At 60.6% G+C, this 21,251-nt stretch carries 15 protein-coding genes; 5 read left to right on the forward strand and 10 right to left on the reverse strand.

What is annotated here, in order from left to right; all coding sequences use genetic code 11:
* Positions 1–3: 3 nt before the first annotated feature.
* The 4 genes from guaA to FX984_RS13685 form a co-directional block, all read right to left on the reverse strand.
* The gene (gene guaA, locus FX984_RS13670) at positions 4–1,581 is read right to left on the reverse strand and encodes a glutamine-hydrolyzing GMP synthase (protein WP_027605430.1); all 1,578 of its coding nucleotides are present in this window, start codon (positions 1,579–1,581) and stop codon (positions 4–6) included.
* An 81-nt stretch (positions 1,582–1,662) separates the two neighbouring features.
* Positions 1,663–3,132, reverse strand: coding sequence for an IMP dehydrogenase (guaB, locus tag FX984_RS13675; protein WP_003209646.1), 1,470 nt, complete (start codon positions 3,130–3,132; stop codon positions 1,663–1,665).
* A gap of 104 nt (positions 3,133–3,236) precedes the next feature.
* On the reverse strand, positions 3,237–3,785 hold the full coding sequence (locus FX984_RS13680; RefSeq protein ID WP_027605429.1) for a hypothetical protein: 549 nt from the start codon (positions 3,783–3,785) through the stop codon (positions 3,237–3,239).
* A 91-nt stretch (positions 3,786–3,876) separates the two neighbouring features.
* Positions 3,877–4,644 (reverse strand): sulfite exporter TauE/SafE family protein, encoded by a 768-nt coding sequence (locus FX984_RS13685; protein WP_146477258.1) that lies wholly within the window; start codon positions 4,642–4,644, stop codon positions 3,877–3,879.
* A 99-nt stretch (positions 4,645–4,743) separates the two neighbouring features.
* Here FX984_RS13685 and FX984_RS13690 point away from each other — a divergent pair, with 99 nt between their 5' ends.
* The 5 genes from FX984_RS13690 to leuA all read left to right on the forward strand — a co-directional run bounded on the left by FX984_RS13690 (position 4,744) and on the right by leuA (position 14,350).
* Positions 4,744–5,634 carry a LysR family transcriptional regulator gene (locus tag FX984_RS13690; protein ID WP_027605427.1) on the forward strand — a complete coding sequence of 297 codons (891 nt, stop codon included), beginning with the start codon at positions 4,744–4,746 and terminating at the stop codon, positions 5,632–5,634.
* 10 nt (positions 5,635–5,644) lie between these two features.
* Positions 5,645–7,024 (forward strand): exodeoxyribonuclease VII large subunit, encoded by a 1,380-nt coding sequence (xseA, locus tag FX984_RS13695; RefSeq protein WP_027605426.1) that lies wholly within the window; start codon positions 5,645–5,647, stop codon positions 7,022–7,024.
* A gap of 3 nt (positions 7,025–7,027) precedes the next feature.
* Entirely contained in the window at positions 7,028–7,849 is an 822-nt protein-coding gene (locus FX984_RS13700) for a M23 family metallopeptidase (protein WP_027605425.1), read from the forward strand.
* Positions 7,850–8,080: 231 nt separating this feature from the next.
* Positions 8,081–12,262: a membrane-targeted effector domain-containing toxin gene (locus FX984_RS13705; RefSeq protein WP_146477256.1), complete on the forward strand. Its 4,182-nt coding sequence runs from the start codon at positions 8,081–8,083 to the stop codon at positions 12,260–12,262.
* A 408-nt stretch (positions 12,263–12,670) separates the two neighbouring features.
* A complete protein-coding gene (leuA, locus tag FX984_RS13715; RefSeq protein ID WP_027605424.1) occupies positions 12,671–14,350 on the forward strand; it encodes a 2-isopropylmalate synthase in 1,680 nt (559 codons plus the stop codon).
* 91 nt (positions 14,351–14,441) lie between these two features.
* Here the strand turns inward: leuA and FX984_RS13720 are convergent, their stop codons facing one another.
* The 6 genes from FX984_RS13720 to hisS form a co-directional block, all read right to left on the reverse strand.
* Positions 14,442–15,233: an amidohydrolase gene (locus tag FX984_RS13720; RefSeq protein WP_092358464.1), complete on the reverse strand. Its 792-nt coding sequence runs from the start codon at positions 15,231–15,233 to the stop codon at positions 14,442–14,444.
* A complete protein-coding gene (locus tag FX984_RS13725; RefSeq protein ID WP_092358320.1) occupies positions 15,221–16,369 on the reverse strand; it encodes a pyridoxal phosphate-dependent aminotransferase in 1,149 nt (382 codons plus the stop codon). Before FX984_RS13725 ends, FX984_RS13720 begins: the two co-directional genes overlap by 13 nt.
* Positions 16,370–16,504: 135 nt before the next feature.
* On the reverse strand, positions 16,505–17,974 hold the full coding sequence (gene der / locus FX984_RS13730) for a ribosome biogenesis GTPase Der (protein WP_027605422.1): 1,470 nt from the start codon (positions 17,972–17,974) through the stop codon (positions 16,505–16,507).
* Between the two features lie 139 nt (positions 17,975–18,113).
* The gene (gene bamB / locus FX984_RS13735) at positions 18,114–19,265 is read right to left on the reverse strand and encodes an outer membrane protein assembly factor BamB (protein ID WP_027605421.1); all 1,152 of its coding nucleotides are present in this window, start codon (positions 19,263–19,265) and stop codon (positions 18,114–18,116) included.
* A complete protein-coding gene (locus FX984_RS13740) occupies positions 19,258–19,899 on the reverse strand; it encodes a YfgM family protein (RefSeq protein WP_027605420.1) in 642 nt (213 codons plus the stop codon). The genes bamB and FX984_RS13740 overlap by 8 nt, the downstream gene beginning before the upstream one ends.
* 41 nt (positions 19,900–19,940) lie before the next feature.
* A complete protein-coding gene (hisS, locus tag FX984_RS13745; RefSeq protein WP_027605419.1) occupies positions 19,941–21,230 on the reverse strand; it encodes a histidine--tRNA ligase in 1,290 nt (429 codons plus the stop codon).
* Positions 21,231–21,251 lie beyond the last annotated feature (21 nt).

Below are 21,251 nucleotides of genomic sequence, written 5' to 3' on the forward strand. Positions count from 1 at the left end.
GAGTCATTCCCACTCAATCGTCGCCGGCGGCTTGCTCGACACGTCATAAGTAACGCGCGAAATACCTTCGATCTCATTGATGATACGGCCGCTGACGGTTTCCAGCAGTTCGTACGGCAGGTGCGCCCAACGGGCAGTCATGAAGTCGATGGTCTCTACAGCACGCAGGGCCACGACCCAGGCGTAACGACGGCCATCGCCTACAACGCCTACGGACTTAACCGGCTGGAACACCACGAACGCCTGGCTGACCTTGTGGTACCAGTCGGCCTTGCGCAGTTCTTCGATGAAGATGTGGTCGGCACGACGCAGCAGGTCGGCGTATTCCTTCTTCACTTCACCGAGGATGCGCACGCCCAGGCCCGGGCCTGGGAATGGGTGGCGGTAGACCATGTCGTACGGCAGGCCCAGTTCCAGGCCCAGACGGCGGACTTCGTCCTTGAACAGTTCGCGCAGCGGTTCTACCAGCTTGAGGTTCATTTCCTCAGGCAGGCCACCCACGTTGTGGTGGGACTTGATCACGTGGGCCTTGCCGCTCTTGGCGCCGGCCGACTCGATCACGTCGGGGTAGATGGTGCCTTGGGCGAGGTACTTGATGTTGTCCAGTTTGTTGGACTGGGCATCGAATACGTCGATGAAGGTACGACCGATGATCTTGCGCTTCTTCTCCGGGTCGGACTCGCCGGCCAGGTTGTTCAGGAACTGTTCTTCGGCGTTGGCGCGGATCACCTTGACGCCCATGTTCTCGGCGAACATGGCCATCACTTGCTCGCCTTCGTGCAGGCGCAGCAGGCCGTTGTCGACGAACACGCAGGTCAGTTGGTCGCCGATGGCCTTGTGCAGCAGCGCAGCGACCACGGAGGAGTCAACGCCGCCGGACAGGCCGAGCAGCACGTTGTCGGTACCGACCTGGGCGCGTACGTTGGCGATCGCGTCTTCAGCGATTTTCGACGGGGTCCACAGGGCTTCACACTCGCAGATGTCGAGGATGAAGCGCGACAGGATGCGCCCGCCTTGCTTGGTGTGGGTCACTTCCGGGTGGAACTGCACGCCGTAGTAGCGACGCTCGTCGCTGAACATGCCGGCAATCGGGCAGCTCGGGGTGCTGGCCAGGATGTGGAAGTCTTCCGGCATCCTGGTGACCTTGTCACCGTGGCTCATCCACACGTCGAGGCCGAACAGGCCGTCGGCGTCGATGTGGTCTTCGATGCCGTCCAGCAGGCGGCTCTTGCCGACCACGTCGACACGGGCATAACCGAATTCACGCAGCTCGGAACCTTCAACCTTGCCGCCCAGTTGCTCGGCCATGGTCTGCATGCCGTAGCAGATACCAAAGACAGGCACACCCAGGTCGAACACGGCTTGCGGGCAACGCGGGCTGTTGGCTTCGTGCACGGACTCGGGGCCACCGGCGAGGATGACGCCTTTCGGTGCGAATTCGCGAATCGCTTCGTCATCCATGTCGAACGGGTGCAGTTCGCAGTACACGCCGATTTCACGCACGCGGCGGGCGATCAGCTGGGTGTACTGGGAACCGAAGTCGAGGATCAGGATGCGGTGGGCGTGAATGTCGAGGGCCATGAAGTCAGTCTCGTCTAATGAATCAGAAACAACTCGGGGCTGAAAGAACAGCCCCGGTTACTTAACGTTTTGCTGGAAGCCTCAACCTACGCGGTAGTTTGGCGCTTCCTTGGTGATCTGCACGTCGTGGACATGGGATTCAGCCATGCCGGCGCCGGTGATCCGTACGAACTCTGGCTTGGTGCGCATTTCTTCGATGTCGGCGCTGCCGGTGTAGCCCATCGAGGAACGCAGGCCGCCCATCAGTTGATGGATGATGGCGCTCAGGGTGCCCTTGTACGGCACACGGCCTTCGATGCCTTCCGGTACGAGCTTCTCGGCGCCTGCCGAGGAGTCCTGGAAGTAACGGTCGGAAGAGCCTTGCGCCTGGGACATGGCGCCCAGCGACCCCATGCCGCGGTAAGCCTTGTAGGATCGGCCCTGGAACAGTTCGATCTCGCCCGGCGCTTCTTCGGTACCGGCGAACATCGAGCCCATCATCACGCAGGAAGCACCGGCAACGATGGCCTTGGACAGGTCACCGGAAAAACGGATGCCACCGTCGGCGATCAACGGTACGCCAGTGCCTTCAAGGGCCGCGGCGACGTTGGCGATGGCGCTGATCTGCGGCACGCCCACACCGGCGACGATACGCGTGGTGCAGATCGAGCCAGGACCGATACCGACCTTGACCGCATCGGCACCGGCTTCGGCCAGGGCCTTGGCGGCAGCGCCGGTGGCAATGTTGCCGCCGATCACCTGCACGTCAGGGAAGTTCTGCTTGACCCAGCGAACGCGGTCGATCACGCCTTTGGAGTGACCGTGGGCGGTGTCGACCACTACCACGTCAACACCGGCAGCCACCAGGGCCGCCACGCGGTCGCCGGTGTCTTTGCCGGTACCGACCGCAGCGCCGACGCGCAGACGACCTTGGTCATCCTTGCTGGCCAGCGGGTAAGCCTTGGCTTTTTCGATGTCGTTGACGGTCATCATGCCCTTGAGGGCGAATTTGTCGTCGACGATCAGCACGCGCTCGATACGGTGCTTGTGCAGCAGTTCGCGCACGTCGTTCTTGTCGGCGCCTTCCTTGACAGTCACGAGGCGCTCTTTAGGCGTCATCACTTCGCGGACGGTGACTTCAAGACGGTTCTCGAAACGCACGTCACGGGAGGTGACGATACCGACCAGGTCGCCATCGTGCAGTACCGGAACGCCGGAGATGTTGTGCAGGCGAGTCAGGTCGAACAGGTCACGCACGGTAGCGTCGGCTTCGATGGTGATCGGATCCTTCACCACACCGGCTTCGTAACGCTTGACCTTGCGCACTTCGGCAGCTTGCTGCTCGATGGTCATGTTCTTGTGGATGATGCCGATGCCGCCTTCCTGAGCCATGGCGATTGCCAAACGGGCTTCGGTGACGGTGTCCATGGCAGCGGAAACCAGGGGAATATTCAGCTCGATGCCACGGGTTAGGCGGGTCTTGAGACTGACTTCGTTAGGAAGCACCTCGGAATAACCGGGCACTAGGAGAATGTCGTCGAATGTCAGAGCTTCTTGGCTGATACGCAGCATCGCGGGGGCTCCCGAGCGGGAAAATGGAAGCGCGCCATTATACTCAGACACCCCTCAGGTCTCAATGTAAAACTCTGACATATTTGGGAATAGTGATAGAAGGACTACAGCTCGACTTTGACCCAGCTGATCTTCTGGTCCAGCCAATCGGCGAATTCGTCGATAAAGCTCTGCTTGAACCCCGCCTCCGCCCAGTTGTTGAAGATGAATCCCAGGTTGGAAAACCCACACTCCTGCAAGAACAGGAAACCGTTGATGTCATCTTCATGCCCACACAGCGGGCAGGTGAAGTTGTCGGTGTGGCCGGGCATCCAGTCTTCCAGGCTTTCGAACAGCGCCTCGCCGACTTCCTTGAGGCATTCCGGGCAGCCGGCTTCTTCGAGAAAGCCCTTGGCCGGGGTATAGATGCAGCGCTTGTAGATGATCTCCAGGCCATTGACCGGCTCGTTGAACGGCAGCGCCTCGGGGTGCAGCACCACGGCGCGGGCGCCGTCGGCCAGGGCATAGGCCATGCGGTTGCCGGTGCGGCCACAGGTGGTCAGTTCTTCCTTGATGATGTTCTTGCGCACCAGCCAACGCACGATCGCCCGGGCGCGGGGTTCGTGGACAGGCAAGGTGGAGATTTTCGGGACAAGGATGCTTTGGGAGTTCATGGGAGACCTGCGGCGTGGCTTCTGGCCTCATCGCGGACAAGCCCGCGATGAGGCCCGGGAGGACGGCAGCTTAATCCCTGAAGAAATCAGGTCAAGTGCTCAAGTACCGCCCAATCAACGCAATGCCACTGGCCAGCACCAACCACGTCACCAGCCGGACGAAAGCCTCACGGGACATGCGCATGGTCAGCCTGCGCCCACACCACAGCCCCAGGGCCATCGCCGGCAGCAGGCACAGCGCCAGCATCAGCAGCGGCCCATCAGCATACACCCCGGCGATCAGGAACAGGCTCAGGCGCACCACCGTGCTGCAGCTGATCAACGCGCTTTGGGTGGCGCGCGCCGCGTCCTTGGGCAAGCGGCTGTTGAGGTAGATTGCATATAAAAAGCCACCACTGCCGAACAACGCACCGAACAACCCGCCTACGGTGCCCATGGGGATCGACCAGCCAGCGCCCAGCTGCGTTGGCCGGGTTTTCACCGCCAGGCTGTAGATCGCATAGGCGCTGATAAACACCCCCATCAGCAGCAGCAACAGGTCCGAATGCAGGTTGAGCAGAAACACCACGCCCAGGGTGCAACCGATGGCCATGCACGGCAGCAGGCGCAGCAACTCAGCCTTGTTCACGTCACGCCGCGTTTGCAGCAGGCCGCCGAAGGCCGCGACGAAATCCAGCAGCACCAACAGCGGGATGATCTTCGACAGCGGCATAAACACGAGCAGGATCGGCCCCGCCACCAGCGCCGTGCCAAAACCGGCGATGCCGAACACGATATAGGCCACCACCACACCCAGGCCGATCACCAGCCAATCCATACCACCAAACGACCACTGACTCATCAGCTCAACCGGGCTCATGGGTAATTCCTTATTGAAGATGACCATCACTTTAGCCATCGGTGAGGGATGCGACTAATATCTTCAAAGCCCCCTACCCATCTCGAAAAGGCATGACGTGTGATTTCCACCCGCCAACTGCGTTACTTCGTCGAAATCGCCGACAGCGGCAGCTTCAGTGCCGCCGCCGAACGTTTGTTCGTGGCGCAATCGGCCCTGAGCCGGCAGATCAAGGAGCTGGAAAACCAACTGCAAACCCCGCTGTTCGAACGCACCGCGCGCCAGCCGCGGCTGACTGCCGCCGGTGAAGCCTTCTATCCACGGGCGCGCAACCTGCTGAGCGAATTGCTCAAGGCCAGCCAGATGGCGACCCAAGTGGGCAACGGCGAATTGGGCACGCTGCGCCTCAGTCATTCGAGCACCGTGCCGATGAGCGGGCCTTTACTGCAAGGCATCGGCACCTGGCTGGAGCGCTGCCCTGGGGTGTCGATGGATATCGGCAAACTGTCCTCCGAAGCGCAGTTGGAAGAAATCGCCGACGGTCGCCTGGAAGTCGGGGTGCTGCGCTTACCCGTGCTGCGCCAGCGCGAAGGTGTGCGGGTCATGCCTTTATACAGCGAACCCCTGCTGCTGGCCGTGCCTGTGAGTCATGCGCTGGCACGCAGCCAGGCGCCCATCGAACTGGAGCAACTGAAGGACCAGGCGTTTATCTCGATCCCCCATCCCCAGCGTGGCGGCCTGAGTTATCTGTCGGCCGAACTGTGCATGCGTGCGGGATTTTTCCCCAAGGCCGCCCGAGTGATGTCACGCAAGACCACCCAGTTGCAGTTGATCCAGGCCGGTTTCGGTATAGCCTTGCTGCCAAAGTCCATGCAGGACATCGCCCCCGCCAACGTGTACTTTTTGCCCCTGGCCGACCCGGACTGCCTGAGCACCGTCGCCCTGGCCTGCCAGCAGTCACCGAGCGCGTTGGTGGAGCAGTTCTGTCAAACCCTGCACGAATGCCTATAAACTGCCGCCCATGATTAAAGATCCCTTTGCCCGCTTGGGCCTGGACCGCGAAGTCCTGACTGTCAGCCAGCTCAACGGCCGCGCGCGGGTGTTGCTGGAAGACGTATTCACCAATATCTGGGTCGAAGGCGAGATCTCCAACCTCGCCCGCCCGGCCTCCGGCCATGTGTACTTCACCCTCAAGGACAGTGGCGCCCAGGTGCGTTGTGCGCTGTTTCGCAATAACGCCGCGCGGGTCCGCCAGGCGTTGAAGGATGGCCTGGCGGTGAAGGTGCGCGGCAAGGTCTCGCTGTTCGAGGGCCGTGGCGACTACCAGTTGATCCTCGATACCGTCGAACCCGCCGGGGATGGCGCGCTGCGCCTGGCCTTCGATGCCCTGAAGGAAAAACTCAGCGCCGAGGGCCTGTTCAGTGCCGAACGCAAGGTGCCGCTGCCCGCGCACCCGCGCCGCATCGGCATTATCAGTTCGCCCACCGGTGCGGTGATCCGCGACATCATCAGCGTGTTCCGCCGTCGCGCGCCCCAGGTGCAATTGACGTTGATCCCAACCGCCGTACAAGGCCGCGAAGCGATCCCGCAGATTGTGCGCGCGCTGAAGCTGGCGGATGCCCGTGGCTTTGACGCGCTGATCCTGGCCCGTGGCGGCGGCTCGCTGGAAGACCTCTGGTGCTTCAACGAAGAGGCCGTGGCCCGCGCGGTGGACGCGTGCGTGACGCCGATCGTCAGTGCGGTCGGCCATGAGACCGATGTGTCCATCAGCGATTTCGTTGCCGACGTACGCGCGCCCACACCTTCGGCGGCCGCTGAGTTGCTGGCCCCCGACGCCAGTAACCTGGTGCGCCAGGTCGAAAGCCTGCACCGCCGCCTGGTGATGCTGATGCGCAATCGCCTGACCCACGACCGCCTGCGCCTGGAAGGCATGGCCCGGCGCCTGCGGCACCCCGGCGAACGTCTGCGCCAGCAGGCCCAGCGCCTGGACGACCTGGATATGCGCCTGCGCCGCGCCTTCGAGCGCAACCTCAATACCCGTCGCGAACGCCTGATCCGCCTGGAAACCCGCCTCGCCGGCCAGCATCCGGGGCGCCAGTTGGCCCTGCTGCGCCAGCGCCTGGACAGCCTTGCCGAGCGCCTGCCCCGCGCCATGCGCGAAGGCCTCAAGGCGCGTCGCCTGCAACTGCAAAGCCAGGTGCAGACGTTGCAGGTGGTCAGCCCGCTGGCAACCTTGGGCCGTGGCTACAGCATTTTGCTCGACGAGCGTGGCCAGGCCATCCGCAACGCCGCACAGACCCACACCGGCCAGCGCCTCACCGCGCGCCTCGGTGAAGGCCAATTGCAGGTGCGGGTGGAAGATAACCACCTGACCCCCGTCACCCTTTCGTTATTGGATTGATTGATGCCACGTTTCTTTAGTGTGTTGTTGCTGCTATGCCTCGCCGTTAACGCTCATGCCGACAGCTATATCAGCCGTACCTTGAACAAGCCGGTGCCCGGCGGTGTTGCGGTGGTTGAACTCGGCCCTTCGGCTGCCGCGCCGAAAGCCACGTACCAGGGCAAACCCGTGCTGGTGGTGAAGGAGCAGGACAACTGGCTGGCGATTGTCGGCATCCCGCTGACGGTCAAGCCGGGCAACGAGCGCATCAGCAGCGGCGGGCGCAGCCTGCCGTTTATCGTCGGCTACAAGAAATACCCGGAACAGCGCATCACCCTGAAGAACAAAAGCCAGGTCAACCCCGACCCGGCGCAGCTCAAGCGCATCGAGGGCGAGTTGGCCGTGCAGCTCAAGGCCTACCGCAGTTTCAGCCCGAACCTGCCGAGCAACCTGGTGCTGGACAAACCGGTGAACGGGCCGCTGTCGAGCAAGTTTGGCGTGCGCCGCTTCTTCAACGGTGAAGAGCGCAATCCTCATTCGGGCCTGGACTTTGCCGTGCCGGCCGGTACACCGATCAAGACGCCGGCGAACGGTAAGGTGATTCTGACCGGCAACTACTTCTTCAATGGCAATACCGTGTTTGTCGACCACGGCCAGGGCTTTATCAGCATGTTCTGCCATATGTCGAAGATCGATGTAAAAGTCGGCGATCAACTGGTGCGCGGTACGGTGGTGGGCAAGGTCGGCTCGACGGGCCGTGCGACCGGGCCGCATATGCATTGGAATATCAGCCTCAATGACGCACGGGTCGATCCTGCGATATTTATCGGCGCCTTCCAGCCCTGATACACGACAGCGCATTCAGCCCGGTCTGGACGTTCAAAACCCACGGGTAGACCGGTCACTGACGACCGCCCTCTTTCAACGACCATGGCGCCGAACTCGACACAGTGCGTCGCCATTCCCACCTATTCTTGAAGGAACCTTCATCGCTTGACTTGCCACCCACACACCGAATCCCAGGGAGGACAATTCGCTCACAAGGACACATAAAGCAAGTCTTGTGGAGTTTCCTTAATGCATATCTATGACCTCAGGCCCGCGCCACCCCAAATCGATATTCCACCTGCTCGTCCCGCATCATCTACGCCAGCAGCCCAGAACGACAGCCCAGGCCCACAACCCGCCCCCGCCAGGTCTCGTTCGTCCGTACGGGGACTCGCCAGCCTCTCCGCCCCTTACGCGTCGGGCATAAATCCCGCCACTGCCATCCGCAGCCCTCTCTCGAATCACTTCAAGATCGGCGATCTGCAGTTACTGAATGAACAGTACTCCGGCCTCATGGACGAGATGGCCTCACAGCAACGCCAGCGTCCTGATTTCAAAAGCTTTTTGCAGACACGGCTGGCACAGGCGTTTCCTCAACTGAATCCCCTCGACCCGGACAAGGTTTCGTTCAATAGCTATACGTCAAACAACGGCGTAGAACAGTTGAAATCCTCCGAGCCGATAATGACTGCCTTGAGCCGCGCGATTCGGGAAATCTATGCCAACCCGAGCAAACAGCTATTCGAGACACCGGGGGTCAGGACCGAATTCGTGACCCAGCCAGCGCCCGATCAGGCCGCCAATGTCCTCCAGCCCACCGCCTCGCTGCACACCATCGCCAGGAGCATTGCCACCGAGTACGCTCAGACGCTTCGGGAATACTGGACCACGCCCCAGCTTTCAGCGAACTCGCCCTCGCCACAGGACCAACTGTTATGGGTCCACAAACAGCAACTGTCGACCTTGGCAGCCATCCGCAAGATGGACGGCACCCTGAGCCCGGCCAGTAAAGAGTTGATCGACAACGCGCTGCGCTACCCGTCTCTAAAGGAACGGGAAAGTAAACTGCCTGACGGATCAAGACCCGGTGTGTACCCCATCACCATTGATGACGGCACACTACAGGGTGCAGCCTTCGCCGGTGCGTTCATGATCACCAGCAAGGATGGCTCTTCAGCGTCCACCCCGACCTGGCCTGCCACCGGTCGGGAGATTAGGCTCAACGACCAGAATGGCCCCGTGGTGCTCTATACCCCCAGCGAAGGTTTCGAGGAGTTCGCAACCCCGGCACTGTTACGCGAAGCACTGGCGCAACGGCTCGACAGCGGCGGGCCGGCCGCCGAGCTGTTGAGGCAAAGCCTGCCGCTTTCGCTGCAAAACCGCGCGTCGCCGCCTACGGGAGATGACTTGATGCTAGGCGTGGCGCCCCTGGCCGGGGATGTGCAGGCAGAGGGGATAAATTTGCTGCTCCAGCGCCAGGGCGCGGAAGTCGATGCGTTGATGGCCAGGACATTCACCCCGCAGCGGCCATCAAGCCCCGCACCAACGCTGGGGCCCACGCTCATGACGGCCCTGGATGATGCCGCTGACTGGTCGGCACAAGTCGACGGCAGCAACGCCATGCTTGCGCGTAACGAGAAATTGGCCGAGAAAGGCCAGCCGGACTGGTTGAAAAACCTCAGTCCCGCTCAGGAATTTCTCTACAGCCGCTTGGAAGGGAAAGCGACAAAGAGCGCTGAACAACTCGCGCCCCTGCTGGAAAACATTCCTTCCTTATCCAGCTTTGCCACGTCGCAAATGAATGAGGCGCTGAAACAGGCTTACCCCCAGGCTAATGTGGACGCCGATCAACTGATGGTTAAAGTAGTCACCAAGACGCGTTTCCACCTCGGTCGCTCCGGTATTCCACACCCCCCCTCCACGACCACCACCTACCTGCCACTGTCCGACCTGGCCCTGAAAAACCCAAGCCAATGGGAAATGGGCGAAAGCCACAAGCACACCGAGACCACCATGACCCTGGCGCTGCAAGACACCAAGGGCTCACCGGTTCTAGATGATCAGAAGCGGCCGATCACCCTCGATACACAACAACTCAAGCGCCTGGTCAACACTGCGGATGTGGGTGGCGAATACACCAAGCTGCTGGAGACGCGCATGGCACCGGATGCCGAATCGGGGCCGGCGGCTGATTTACACAAGACGTGGAAGGCCAGCAATGCCGACTTGATGGAGAAAGAAGCGTTCCTGGCACAACTCAACCCCAGTGGGTTCCAAGCCGATGCCAGCACCGACAAGACCTTGAAGCGGGGCGTACAGTGGATCAACGCGGTCCTGGATCATCCGGACCCGGCCCAGCGTGCGGAGGTGGATGGACAAACGATTGTTGCCAACACCCTGCTCCAGTTGGGCCAACCGGTTCGCGGCGTGATGGTCATCGGCAATCAAACGGACGCTTCTGTAGTGCTCTACAGCCCCGGAGCCCCCGACGGACTGGCGTTCAGGGAACTGCCCAACCTGGACGCATTGACGACGTTGCTGGAGAAGAAAGAATGGCAGGCCTATACCCAGAGCAGAAAATCGCCAACGGAAAAGAACGATTTTCAGCAATCCGTGGACGCTGCGCGCCGAGTCGCCACCAGTGGGGGCACCGATCTTCTTGCAGCCGCCGAGATTCTGGACAATGCAAGAAAACGTCTCCCCGGTTCCATAACCCTAAAGCCGATAGAAACAGACATCCACGATGAATTGTTCACTCAACAGACGCGCCTGCTAATCGATAAAGCCGACTTCCAGTCAACCAGCAGTGCAGAAGTGAACGCCGAATCGACGCGTAACAAGATCATGTTTGGCGTGGAGGTGGGCAGCCTGTTTCTGGACCTCATACCGGTCATCGGCCGGGGCATTTCTACCGGGGTGAAGGTGGGCAGTCGGCTCGGCCGAGCGGCACTGAAAGCCATCCAGAGCAATGCCCGGCACTTGCCCGGTGGGCTGCTCACACGCGGCGGCCGGGTCAACCTTTTCGCCGACTTCACCGCGCTTGCATCAGGCCTGCCCAATGTGCCGAGCACGCCTTTGCGTCCGGTGTTTCGCGCGGCGGGAACGCCCGTCCCCGTCGCTCCCGTCGCAAGGTCGCTGCTCACCCAGGGAACGCCCCCGCCCGGCGCGCCTGTCCCGCCTGCCGTCCCTTCGACCAGCGCGGGCATCAGGGCGTCCCAGGCAATCCCCAGTCCCGTCGTGCATTCCGTTACGCCACCGCGAGACCTGAGCGCCTACTCCGTCCCTGAAGACACGCTTAGAGGCGTCCGACCAAACGCCAATGGCATTTATCAAGTGGGAGAAAACTGGTACATCCGCTATACCGACAGTACAGGGATCAACAAGCCGTATCAGATCGACTCTGCGTTCAAAGCAAGGTACGGACAGGTGAGCATTGTTGACCCAAACGCAGCGCCGGATGCGCCGAGGACCATCAGGAACGTGGCACATATGCAATCCACAGGGAATGGAGAATGGAGGCAGAGTGAGTTGTCGGGCGGCAGGCGTGGTGCGCAAAGAAGGCAAAGCCCTACTCCCCCAGTCGAATACCTGGACTACCTGTTTGCCGGTGGTGCCGACTTCACGGCCCAGCAGGGCACCCGGGGCACCGCTCGTCGCTGGTTCAGAAATGACATGAATGCGTTTTACGAACGCCAGGCTGCTGGTGCATTACCCCCTCGCCCGAATGTCCAGGCTAACGCAGCGGGCACCTCACCAAGTGACTTGATGCGGTCACAGCTCGAGAGATTCAACGGCGTGGTTTTAGGCGAACAACACAATCAGGTTGCCACCGATCTTCTACTGATAAACAACATGCCCATGTACAGGGAGCTTGGAGTGACAACTCTGTTGCTCGAAGGCGCACCCGGCATACAGCTGACCCCCTACTCCATGGCCGATGTAAACATGATACCTGCGCGCCCACGTAACTCGGAATACTTGGGCAATACCCCTTCTCGAGCGGCATTGCTGGCAGCGGCAGAAAAAAATGGCATCAAGATAGTAGGACTGGAACATGAACACCTGACACAGCATGTCACCCGCAGTTCTGAAGCCGACAGCCTCAATCTGCGTCACACCAATGATCGCCAGAAAGAGCTTAATTACTATGCCGCCAAGCTCATCAATAGAATTCCACCGGAAGAAAAATGGATTGCTGTTGTAGGAAGGTCACACATGAATACCAGCAGGGGCGTTCCGGGCATTGCGGAACTGACCGGCACACCCGGGATAGGCGTCTATGACAGCGCCAGAGGAGCCCCCAGCGTGGTTCACCCCTCGAACGGCTCACGACCGGACCCAAACAAACGTCTTAGCCCGGACGAACTAGTCGGTGACTATCAAATCCATCTAAATGTGGACCAGTACCGCAAGCCTCTTCCTGACCAATAACGGGTGTGGAACACACCTGGCATCAACAATCCGGCGGTTGTTTTTTCAGCCGCCGGACTTGCTTGGGGAAACCGTCTTTGCAAAAAGCAAGATTGCCCCAACCCAAAACCTTACGCAAAAAAATAAATACAAAGAGATAAAAACAGCTATAAAATCTCGAATCCAGCTAAAAAAGTGGAACTTATCTCAATTCGTCCGCACCTACTTGTCATCTTTCAACCCTGCGGTTAGGGTTGGGCCTATGAAAACCTCTCACACCCTCATCCAGCTTCGCCAGCACCGCAGCCTGTGCCTCGTCAGCGCACGACTGCCAGGCTGAATCGATCTGCCTCGTCTTTACGTTTTATCCCTAAAAACAGTTCTACGGCAGGCCGCCTTTTCTCGGCCCCTACAACAAAGGATTTCCCGATGAGCATGCTCAAAGACCCGTCTTCGAAGTACCGCGCGTTTCCGACCATCGATATCCCGGACCGCACCTGGCCTTCCAAAACCATCACCACCGCGCCGATCTGGTGCAGTTCCGACCTGCGTGATGGCAACCAGTCGCTGATCGAGCCGATGGACGCGGTGAAAAAGCTGCGCTTCTGGAAGACCCTGGTCGCGGTCGGCGTGAAGGAAATCGAGGCGTCGTTCCCTGCCGCATCGCAAACCGACTTCGACTTCGTGCGTACCCTGATCGAAGACAACCACATCCCCGAGGACACCACCATCCAGGTGCTGACCCAGGGCCGTGAAGACTTGATCGCACGCACCTTCGAATCCCTGCGCGGCGCCAAAAAGGCCATTGTGCACCTGTACAACGCCACGTCGCCGTCGTTCCGCCGCATCGTGTTCAACCAGGACAAGGACGGCATCAAGGCCATCGCGGTCAACGCGGCCAAGCTGTTCGTCAAGTACGCCGCCCAGCAGCCGGAAACCCAGTGGACCTTCGAGTACTCGCCGGAGACTTTCAGCGCTACCGAACTGGAGTTCGCCAAGGAAGTCTGTGACGCGGTGATCGAGGTCTGGAACCCGACGCCTGAGCACAAGATGATCCTCAACCTGCCGGCCACCGTCGAGTGCGCCACGCCGAACATCTATGCCGACCAGATCGAGTGGTTCGGTCGCCATATCAATCGTCGTGACAGCGTGATCATCAGCCTGCACACCCACAACGACCGCGGCACCGGCGTAGCCGCCACCGAGCTGGGCCTGATGGCCGGCGCGGACCGTGTCGAGGGTTGCCTGTTCGGTAACGGCGAGCGTACCGGTAACGTCGACCTCGTCACCGTGGCGTTGAACATGTACACCCAGGGCCTCGACCCGCAGCTGGACTTCTCCGACATCGACGGCGTGCGTAAAGTCGTCGAGGAGTGCAACCAGATCCAGGTACACCCACGTCATCCGTACGTCGGCGATCTGGTGCATACCGCCTTCTCCGGTTCTCACCAGGACGCGATCCGCAAGGGCTTCTCCCAGCAGAAAGAGGATGCGCTGTGGGAAGTGCCGTATTTGCCGATCGACCCGGCCGACATCGGTCGCAGCTACGAGGCGGTGATCCGCGTGAACAGCCAGTCGGGCAAAGGCGGCATCGCCTACCTGCTGGAGCAGGAATACGACATCAGCCTGCCGCGCCGCATGCAGATCGAGTTCAGCCAGGTGGTCCAGGCCGAAACCGACCGTGTGGGCCTGGAGATGACCGCACCGCAGATCTACGCCTTGCTGCAGCGTGAATACCTGCAAGCCAACACCCCGTATGCGCTGGTCAGCCATCGCCTGCAGGAAGAGAACGGCAACAGCTTTGTCGAAGTGGAAGTCTCGGGCAAGGGCCAGGGCGAAACCAACCTGCACTGGAAAGGCAAAGGCAACGGCGCACTGGAAGCGCTGGTGGCCGGCCTGCCAATTGGGGTGGAGATCATGGACTACAACGAACATGCCATCGGCGCAGGCACCAACGCCAAGGCCGCGGCCTATATCGAACTGCGTGTGAACGGTGAACGTCCGGTGCATGGTGTGGGCATTGATGAAAACATCACCACGGCGAGCTTCAAGGCACTGTTCAGTGCGCTGAACCGCTCGTTGAGCCAGCAGGAAGCGAAAGCGGCGTAACCTTCGCCGTCATACAGAAGGCCCCTGGGTGAGCACCCAGGGGCCTTTTTTATTGAATTTCAGATTTGGGTTGCCCCCCGATAACGGCCTGTCAGACAAACTGAAAGCTATCGGCATCCAGGTTCGCCGGAAACCTGGTGCGGTACGCCGCCAGTTCAGCTGCGCCCAGGCACACCTGGAACACCCCGTCCGCCTCCCCCGCACTCAGCAGGCTCTCACCCTGGAAATCCAGCACCTGGCTATCACCGGTGTAGGCAAAGCCCTTGCCGTCGGTGCCCACTCGATTCACCGCCGCTACGTAGCACAGGTTCTCGATAGCCCGCGCCGGCAACAAGCGGTTCCAATGCTGGCGCCGCGCCCCCGGCCAATTGGCGGTGTAGAGCAGCAAGTCAGTGTCGTGGGCATCCCGACTCCACACCGGGAAACGCAGGTCGTAGCAAATCAGCGGCCGAACACGCCAGCCTTTCAATTCGAACTGCACCTGGCGCTCGCCGGGGGTGTAGTGATTGTGTTCACCGGCCATACGAAACAGATGACGCTTGTCGTAGTGCAACACCTCGCCATCCGGCCGCGCCCACAACAGGCGGTTGCGGTGGCTGCCATCAGCGGCCTGGATGATCACGCTGCCGGTGATCACAGCGTTGTACTTCGCAGCCTGGGCCTGGAGCCACTGATGGGTCGGGCCGTTTTCCGGCTCGGCGAGGGTTTGCGACGCCATGGAGAAACCGGTGGTGAACATTTCCGGCAGCACGATCAGGTCGGCGCCGCGGGCCTGCTCCAGCAGCCCCTCGAAATGCTCGAGGTTGGCCTGGCGGTCGTGCCAGGCCAGGGTGGTCTGGACCAGGGCGATATTCAAGTCAGGCAATGCCGTCAAATCACGCATAGTTTTTCAGCCGCTTGTCGCAGCGTCTCCTCGCGTTTGGCAAAACACAGGCGCACCAGGCGCTGGCCTTGCGGTGGGCTCTGGTAGAACACCGAGACCGGGATGGTCGCCACGCCATGCTCGCGGGTCATCCACAGGGACATGGCGACGTCATCCAGGTCCGGACGTATTTGTGAGTAATCGACCAACTGGAAGTAGGTGCCGGCCACCCGGGTAAAGCTGAAGCGCGACGGTGCCAGCAGGTCGCAGAACAGGTCGCGCTTGGCCTGGTAGAACCCCGGCAGTTCATCGACGTGCTCCGGGTGTTCAGCCATGAAATCAGCCAACGCGAACTGCAACGGGGTCACACCACAGAAATTGACGTATTGATGCACTTTGCGCAGTTCGGCCGTCAGGGCCGGTGGCGCGACCACGTAGCCGGTTTTCCAGCCGGTGACGTGGTAGGTTTTGCCGAAGGAGCTGACCACGAACGCCCGCGGGTACAGCTCTTCATGGGCCAGGACGCTGACGTGGGGCACGCCGTCGAATACCAGGTGTTCGTAGACCTCGTCACTGACCAGGTAGATATCGCGGTCGCGGATCAGTTCGGCCAACTGGTCCAGCTCAGCGCGGCTGATCAGCGCGCCGGTTGGGTTGTGCGGGGTATTGAGGATGATCATGCGCGTACGTGGCGACAGCGCGGCCTTGATCTTCTCGAAGTCCAATGCAAAGCCTTGCAGGCTCAGTTGCACATGCACGCAGCGGCCACCGGCCAGTTCGACCGAGGGCTCATAGCTGTCGTAGCAGGGGTCGAACACAATGACCTCATCGCCAGTGCGAATCACCGCCTGGATCGCGCAGAAGATCGCGGCGGTGGCGCCGGGGGTGATGGTCACTTCACTGTCGGCATTCACCGTGGCGCCATAGCCGCGGGCGATCTTGGCCGCCACTTGCTGGCGCAAGGCCGGCAAGCCGGTCATCGGTGAATATTGGTTGTGCCCGCTGGCAACATGTTTGCCCACGGCATCGAGCAAAGCCTGAGGCCCATTGAAGTCGGGAAACCCCTGGGACAGGTTGAGCGCGCCGGTTTCGGCAGCGAGTTGCGACATGGTGGTGAAAATGGTCGTGCCGACATTTGGCAGCTTGCTGGTGATCATGGGAGCCCCCTTCGGGTGAGCTGCAAGTTTTAAGCTGCAAGCTGCAAGCAGGTCAAGCGACAAACCGCCAGGCACAAAAAAGGGCTCCAAAGGAGCCCTCTCTTGCAGCCTGTAACTTACAACGTGAAGCGGCTGCTATTTCTTGTCGCGACGCTTCTTGTCGGCCTTCTTGTGGTGAGTCATCAAACGACGCTTCTTGTTCACCTGACGGTCAGTCAATGTGTTCTTGTTGCCTTCGTATGGGTTCTCGCCCCCCTTGAACTCGATACGGATCGGCGTACCGACCAGTTTCAAGACGCGGCGGTAGGTGTTTTCCAGGTAACGCACGTAGGACTTGGGTACCTTCTCGATCTGGTTACCGTGGATCACGATAATCGGCGGGTTGGCACCACCCAAGTGGGCGTAACGCAGCTTGATCCGGCGGTTGTTGACCATCGGCGGCGCGTGCTCGCCAACGGCGTCTTCGAGGATCTGGGTCAGACGGTTGGTCGGCCAACGGGTAACGGCGGACTTGAACGAGTTCTGTACGGAAGCGTAGAGATTACCCACACCCGTGCCGTGCAGGGCCGAGATAAAGTGGATATCGGCGAACTCGACGAAGAACAGGCGGCGCTGCAGCTCGATCTTGACGAAATCGCGCTCGCTCGGCGTCATGCCGTCCCACTTGTTGATCGCAATAACCAGCGCCCGACCGGCTTCGAGGGCAAAGCCCAGCAGGTTGAGGTCGTGGTCCACCACGCCTTCGCGGGCGTCCATCACGAAGATCACCACGTTGGCGTCTTTGATCGCCTGCAGGGTTTTCACCACGGAGAACTTTTCAACTTCCTCGTGGATCTTGCCGCGCTTGCGCACACCGGCGGTGTCGATCAGCGTGTACTTCTCGTCGTTACGCTCGAACGGGATGTAGATGCTGTCGCGGGTGGTGCCGGGCTGGTCGTAGACGATTACCCGGTCTTCACCGAGCATACGGTTGACCAGGGTCGACTTGCCCACGTTCGGGCGGCCGATGATCGCGATCTTGATACCGTCTTTTTCGCTTGGACCCGGAATGCGCTTGGCTTCCTCGCCTTCGGCAACGACCTCTTCTTCGCCTTCTTCTTCCTCGGCGTCATCCTTGGGGAAGTCGCGCAGGGCGATTTCCAGCATCTGGGTGATGCCGCGACCGTGGGCACCGGCGACCGGGATCGCGTCGCCAAGACCCATCGGACTGAATTCGGCACGGGCCGCCTCAGGGTCGATGTTGTCGATCTTGTTGGCGACCAGATAGGAACGCTTGTTGCGCTTGCGCAGGTGCTCGCCAATCATCTGGTCGGCAGCGGTGTAGCCCGCGCGGGCGTCCACCAGGAACAACACGACATCGGCTTCTTCAATGGCCAGCAGGGACTGCTCGGCCATCTTTTCGTCCATGCCATGCTCATCACCGGAGATACCACCGGTGTCGACAATAATGTAGGAGCGCCCTTGCCACTTTGCCTCACCGTATTGGCGATCACGGGTCAGACCGGACAAGTCGCCGACGATGGCGTCACGAGTCCTGGTCAGGCGGTTGAACAAGGTGGACTTGCCGACGTTAGGTCGGCCCACCAGGGCGATTACGGGAACCATGCGGCTCTCCACTTCGTTATTTCAGAAAATACAAAAGCCGCTGCAAGGCAGCGGCTGGTGCTCGGGGCAGCATATTCAAATGCCGCATGCCCCGCCGAAGCGGGGCCGCCTGGGTTTTACCCCAAGCATAGTCAAACCTTTACTTGATGGTCAGGGCTTCCAGCTTGCCGCTGTTGCCGTAAACATAAAGCATGTTGCCCACCACCAGCGGACGGGCACGCAGACCGTCGCTGTCGATACGCTCACGACCTACAAAACGACCATCCACCTGGCTCAGCAGGTGCAGGTAGCCTTCGAAGTCGCCGACCGCTACATAGCTGGAGAACACTTCCGGAGCCGACAGTTGACGACGGGCCAGGGAGTCATTGCTCCACAGTGCAGTGGTGGAACGCTCGTCGACACTTTCAACGGTGCCGGACGCCAGGCTTACGTAGACGCTGCCAAACCCTTGGGCGACACCCGCATAACTGGAAGCATCACGCTGCCAGTTGACCCGGCCGCTCTGCAGGTCCAGCGCGGCAACGCGGCCCTGGTAAGTGGCGACGTAGAGGGTTTCGCCCGACAGCAGCAAGCCACCGTCGATGTCCACTACGCGATCCAGCTCGGAACGACCTTGGGGGATGGCCACACGGGTTTCCCAGGCCGGCACGCCGTTCCTGGTGTCCAGGGCAACTACTTTACCGGTCGACAGGCCTGCAACGGCCAGATTGTTGGTCACAACCGGACCACTGGTACCGCGCAAGGTCAGCACCGCCGGGGTGCTGTCGTACAACCAACGCTGTTCGCCGGTGCTGGCGTCCAGGCCGATCACACGGTCATCCTGGGTTTGCACCACGACGATATCGCCGTTGGTGGCAGGCGGTGCGAGGACTTCACTGGTCACGCGAGCGCGCCATTTCTCTTCACCGGTGCTGGAGTCCAGCGCCACGACTTCGCCCTTGAGCGTGCCGAGCATGACCATGCCGTAACCCACGCCTACGGCGCCGGATACAGGCAATTCGAGGTCTTTCTTCCACTTCACGTCGCCGTTCATGCGATCCATGGAGATCACCACGCCGGTTACGTCAGCGGCCACAATGTTGTCACCGTCGATTGCCGGCACCAGCATGTTGTAGGTCTCGCCCTGGCCATCACCGATGGAGCGGCTCCATTGCTTTTGCAGGACGACTTCTTCCTTGAAGCTGGTCAGCTCGGCCGGAGGCAGTTCTTTTTTACTGTTGCTGCTGCAACCCGCGGCCAGAACGGCCAGAGCCAGCAATGCTGCATGTTTCCAACGGATCACGTCATGCATCCCCTTTGGCCAAGTCGTCCAGCTTGATTTGTAAGCCACCGACCGCCGCTTCATCAGACAGCGCCGCCTTGGCTTTCTTGTACGCAGCATTGGCTTCGTCGGTACGACCCAATTGGACCAACAGGTCGCCCTTGAGCTCTTCGCGAGTGGCTACAAATGCCTTGTCCGCATCGCCGTCGAGCAGTTTGAGTGCTTCGTCAGCCTTGTTCTGTGCCGCCAATACCTGGGCCAGGCGCTGACGCGCGATTTCACCCAGGGTCGGGTTGGTCGGCTTGTCGGCGATGGCCTTGAGTTCTGCGGCGGCGTCATCCAGCTTGCCGGTATCGACCGCGACTTTCGCGACGAACAGGCTGCCGTATTGGGCGTAGGTGCTGCCGCCGAATTCGTTCTTCAGCTTGCCTGCCAGGTCTGCAACCTGCGCGGGGTCGGGCTTGCCGTCCGGCGTCAGGGTGGTTTCCAGCAATTGCTGATAAACGATCGAGGCGCCCTGGGACTGGTTGGCCTGATACTTTGTCCAGGCTTGCCAGCCGAACACCACCACTAAAGCCAGCAGACCGCCAGTAACCAGGGGCTTGCCGTTACGCTGCCACCAGTCCTTGAACTCGGCCAACTGCTCATCATCAGTACTCGACACCCCAATACTCCTTAATCGCTAAATTCGGCTGTTCGACAGCTTCAACCCTGCACGACGCAGGTGGCCAAGTGCGCAGCGAGCGCATCAAAGGCAATGTTCTGTTGCTCGCCCTGGCCACGCAGGGGTTTGAAACCTATCACTTGCTGGGCCAACTCGTCATCGCCAAGGATCAGTGCGTACAGTGCACCGCTCTTGTCGGCCTTCTTGAACTGGCTCTTGAAACTGCCTGCGCCGGCATTGACCTGAAGGCGCAGGTTGGGCAACTGGTCACGTACTTTTTCGCTCAGGGCCAGGGCGGCCAGTTCGGCGGCCTCGCCAAAGGCGCACAGGTACACGTCCACCTGACGGGAGATTTCTTCCGGAACCTGCTCCAGGGTTTCCAGCAGCAGGATCAGCCGCTCGATCCCCATGGCGAAGCCCACGCCGGTGGTCGGCTTGCCGCCCATCTGCTCGACCAGGCCGTCGTAACGGCCGCCCGCACACACGGTGCCCTGGGCGCCGAGCTTGTCGGTGACCCACTCGAACACGGTCTTGCTGTAGTAATCGAGGCCACGCACCAGCTTGGTGTTGATCACGAACGGAATGCCGGCCGCGTCCAGACGAGCCTTGAGGCCTTCGAAGTGAATGCGGGATTCGTCGTCCAGGTAATCGGCCATTTTCGGCGCATTGACCAGCACGGCCTGGGTGTCGGCGTTCTTGGTATCGAGGACGCGCAACGGGTTGGTCTTCAGACGACGCTGGCTGTCTTCATCCAACTTGTCCAGATGGGCGGACAGGTACTCGACCAGGGCCACTTTATAGCGGCCGCGGGATTCACTGGTGCCCAGGCTGTTGAGCTCAAGCTTGACCGCGTCGCGGATGCCCAGAAGGCCCCATAGGCGCCACGTCAGCACGATCAGCTCCGCGTCGATGTCCGGGCCGTCGATGTTGAACACTTCCAGGCCGATCTGATGAAACTGGCGATAACGGCCTTTCTGTGGACGTTCGTGACGGAACATCGGGCCGATGTACCACAGTTTCTGCGGCTGGCCAGCACCGGTGAGGCCATGCTCAAGCACGGCGCGCACGCACGCGGCGGTACCTTCCGGACGCAAGGTCAGGGAGTCGCCGTTACGGTCTTCAAAGGTGTACATCTCTTTTTCGACGATGTCGGTCACTTCACCGATGGAGCGCTTGAACAGCTCGGTGAACTCGACGATCGGCATGCGGATCTGCTTGTAACCGTAGTTATCCAGCAGGCGCGCGACAGTCCCCTCGAAGTAGCGCCACAGCGGCGTTTGCTCCGGCAGGATGTCGTTCATGCCACGAATGGCTTGCAGAGACTTGCTCACATCAAATCCTTAAATTCGTTC

Source organism: Pseudomonas marginalis, assembly GCF_008692035.1.
Taxonomy (GTDB): domain Bacteria; phylum Pseudomonadota; class Gammaproteobacteria; order Pseudomonadales; family Pseudomonadaceae; genus Aquipseudomonas; species Aquipseudomonas marginalis.